Consider the following 4,013-nt stretch of genomic DNA (forward strand, 5'->3'; position numbering starts at 1 on the left):
GATAAATTATTTATTTCTAACGCTTTCATTTAAATAGCCCAACTTTCTTTTTTATAGCATCCATCCCAAAACATATATTCATATTTTGAGGAAATAATGAATAGATCCTCTAGTTTTTGTAGTTGTCTTTCAGGAAGCCCTTCAGCAAGATTGTCCATTAATCTAATGCACCAATCACTTTCGTTATTATATTCAACATCTGCATAAGTAAGTATCCATTCTTTATAAAGTGGATGCTGTAATGCTTTTTCATCATTAACTAAAGTCTTACCAATAAAAGCATAACTCCACATACAAGGAAGTAACACAGCTACTAGTTCAACTAAGGATCCTTCTGAAGACACTTGAAGCATAAACTTAGTATAAGACAAATTATTCATATTAGGTTTTGTATTTTCAAGTTCTTCTTTAGTTATTCCGAACTTCTTGGCAAATCCAATGTGTGCATCCATTTCAATATTTACTATAGCATTTGCACATTTAGAAAAAGCTTGCATATTTTCTAAAGTATCAGATTTAACCATCCCTAAAGCAAAAAGTTTAATATAATCTATTAAATAAACATAATCCTGTTTAATATAAAAACAAAATTTATCTTCTTTTAAAGTGCCATTACTAAGTTCTTTAAGAAATGGATGCTCTAGGCATGCCTCCCAAATAGGCTTTACTTTAAAGAATAATCTTTGAGAAAATAGCATAAAAAAACTCCTTTCAAACAGTATTTAACATACCATAGAAAAGAGTTGGTAATTTAATAATTGTAAACCTATGTAAATTTTACATTTAGCTTTTTTATTATCTTACAACTTCCCTTCGCTGGCATTATCCAGTGCAGGTTCAAAGGGTCTGAAAAAATTCATCTCAGCCTTATTGGCTCCCCTAGTACACACATAGATTTTATACTTTAAACAGATTTATGTCAATACATAATAGGGCAACATATGGTAATTACTGATAATTTAAACTTATTAAAATTTTTATTTTATTGCGTCGCATATTTTTGAAAACTTGAAAACCCATAAGCTATGCTTATGGGCTAAAACATTTAATTTTGATCTATCTTTTTTCTTTAAGAATACCATAAACTCCACTAAACATAGCAAATAATATTCCTGTAATTGGGAACACAATCCAGTTTATATACCATTGATTATATAAAAATCCGCTAATTAGAAAAATACACACTGCCAGTGGCCACACAAATGCAGCAACTGCAGCAATCACCTTATCATTTTTATCCTTTAAGGGCTTTGAATATTCATCCAAACATAATAGACGTTTATAACTTTCCCTAATTTTTCCGAAATATATAAAGATATATACAGCGATTGCAACTATTATTAGTAATCCTATTACCCCATAAGTTGAGGCATCATCACCAAAAGTAGAGGCAATAAAAAGCAGAACTGGCGATAATATACACATTGCTACTCCAACAATTGTAGATACAGTATAAGTTGAAGTAAAAGCATTATTTTTTTGCTGAACTTGTATATTCAAGTGATTTGGTAGGATAAAACCTCCTTCTAAATACTTAAATTTTTCAACCAAGGTTCCACTGTATATAAATAATCCAACTGCTATTGCCACAAGGAAAAATAATGGAATTAGCCCGACAATATCACCAAACTCTTTTGATATACCCACTATAACTCTATCTTCAACCAATTGATTTATTAAAATTAGTGAGGCTGCTGCAAGAATGCAGAGGAAAACCCCAATTCCAACAAGTTTACCTGATTTTTTATTTGCATTGATAAAATCAACAACTTCGCGTTCAGTAAGAGATGGAAGGATCTCACCCTGATTATTATTATATTCAATTCCAAGTTCCCTTATTAACTCGTCAATATTACCAAATTCAGAAATTACAATACCAATGGCTTCATTTTCTGATCTGCCATTACTTTTAAGCTCATTATATTTATCTTCCATGTTGGATAATAAATCACTCTTCATTTTCTGTATTTCACTAGTTTTTGGTAGGTTTACAAACATATTATTTAAATAATTTTGTATTGTTTCCACTTAATTTACCTCCTTAACAAATCGATTTATAACCTCTTTTGTAAGTTCCCATTCATTACATTTTTCTTTATAATAGTTTATTCCAGCTTCAGTAATTTTGTAATATGTCCGCCTTTTCCCAAAGGTTTCATCTTTATAGTAAGATTCAATATAGCCATTCTTCTCAAGCCGAGTAAAAGCTGAATACAGGGTAGTTTCCTTTATAATATACTTCTCATCTGATAGATCTTTGATTTTTTTTGATATCTCGTATCCGTAAGAATCATTATCTATAAGCATGTAAAGAATTATAGTGTCATTGTATCCTCGAATAACATCACTGCTAATCAAATGTTTCTCCTCTCCTTTCAACTACTAAAATATTAATGGAAAATAAAATTTATTCCTGCTAAATATAGATAAACAGCATTCTAATTTAACCTAAATATTTAATAAGGTGTATGTTCCTTATCTCATATTAAATAGTTAAGCATTATTTATCTCTTTGTGAATATGGATTTTGAAGATACAAATTTAACCTAAATTTTATATCATTAATTATTGAACTTTACTTCATCAGTCGTACTTTATCTGTCGTAGTAATATCACTATAACATAATTACTACGACAAGTAAAGTAATATTTGAAACTTTTACCAATAAATTTTAAGTAAAACAATTATCAAAATAATATGGATACTTAAAAAATAGCTACCTCAAATAAATGAGGTAACTACTTTTAATTATTTTACATAATAATTTTTCTTTTAAGTAGGGTTTACAGTTCAGCAAGCCCTTTAAAAAGCTCAACTACTGTTTCTATAATTTCATCACGGAAGTCATAATTATAGGTGTGTATTTGAGGATAATCTTCCCCATTCCCAATATAGAACATTGCACCTTTTGTATACTTTAAATAGTGGCCGAAGTCTTCTGAAGCACGGAAGGCATCTACCATTTCAACTAACTGAAACCCCTTTTTCTCACAAACCTGTCTGATTTTATCTAAACTCTCTTTATGATTTGTGGTTTCTGGAAAAGTATCATTATAAGAAAATTCTACCTTTAAACCATACTTTTCTGCATGCTCTAAGGCAAGAGCTTCAAGGTTTTTCTGCAGTTTATCCATTTCTGTTTCGTATAGGGCACGAATGGTCAAAAGCAAATTCCCCTTGCTAGCAGATACTCCAAAAGCTCTTTCACCTATGTCAACTTGAATAACAGTGCAAAGAACCATGCCCTTGTTATTTTGGGGTGAGATTAATTCAGGAATGGAATCAATAATTTTTGCAATTGCAAATGAAGGGTTTGTTCCATCCTCTGGTTGGCTGGCATGAGCTGGAGAACCTTCCATATGAATGGTGAGGCCCTTTGATGCACAGTGACAAGTTCCATCGATTACATTAACAGACTTAAAAGGCATACCACTCATATTGTGATATGCAAAAATTTCATCAATGTTATTCTCCCTAATAAAAGAGACACACTGAGCAGCGCCATCACCTGTTTCCTCTGCGTGTTGGAAGAGGAAAAATATATTTTTGTCAGCACCCTTCTTGTGGATTTCCAAAGCAAACCCAGCAAGTGATGCTGCGTGACCATCATGGCCACATTTATGGGATATTCCGTGGAGCTTAGACCCATGAGGGATGTCTATAGCTTCCTCCATAGCAATAGCATCAAAGTCTGCACGGAAGGCTATGTTCTTTTTACCTTCTCCTGCATGATAAATAGCATAGAACCAAAGACCTTTGTCTACGATTTTTAATTTCGTATGATCTCTCAAAAAATCCATTAGGTGTTGTTTTGTCCAAGCTTCCTGATTTGAGAGTTCAGGATGTTGATGCAATTCATGACGTAATTGTTTAGTTAGTTCTAAATTGTTATTTTCCACTGAATCCATCTCATTTCTTCTATATCGTTGTTTATTTAATTTTACTATTATTAGTGTGTTTTTAAAAGTGTAAAAGATAATTATACAAGTACTTTGAAGTGATTATCTTTTAT

At 31.4% G+C, this 4,013-nt stretch carries 4 protein-coding genes and 1 riboswitch; all 4 genes read right to left on the minus strand.

Annotated elements, in window-relative coordinates:
- Positions 1-29: 29 nt before the first annotated feature.
- The 4 genes from tenA to RR409_RS20855 all read right to left on the minus strand — a co-directional run bounded on the left by tenA (position 30) and on the right by RR409_RS20855 (position 3,909).
- The gene (gene tenA / locus RR409_RS20840; protein WP_332559697.1) at positions 30-698 is read right to left on the minus strand and encodes a thiaminase II; all 669 of its coding nucleotides are present in this window, start codon (positions 696-698) and stop codon (positions 30-32) included.
- Positions 699-791: 93 nt separating this feature from the next.
- Positions 792-891, minus strand: a riboswitch (TPP riboswitch).
- Between the two features lie 165 nt (positions 892-1,056).
- Complete coding sequence (locus RR409_RS20845; RefSeq protein WP_332559698.1) at positions 1,057-2,028, minus strand: permease prefix domain 1-containing protein; 972 nt, start codon at positions 2,026-2,028, stop codon at positions 1,057-1,059.
- Positions 2,029-2,358: a PadR family transcriptional regulator gene (locus RR409_RS20850; RefSeq protein WP_332559699.1), complete on the minus strand. Its 330-nt coding sequence runs from the start codon at positions 2,356-2,358 to the stop codon at positions 2,029-2,031. It lies immediately after the preceding gene.
- A gap of 426 nt (positions 2,359-2,784) precedes the next feature.
- Entirely contained in the window at positions 2,785-3,909 is a 1,125-nt protein-coding gene (locus RR409_RS20855) for an amidohydrolase (RefSeq protein WP_332559700.1), read from the minus strand.
- Positions 3,910-4,013: the final 104 nt, after the last annotated feature.

This window comes from Clostridium sp., from assembly GCF_036642255.1.
Taxonomy (GTDB): Bacteria; Bacillota; Clostridia; order Clostridiales; family Clostridiaceae; genus Clostridium_J.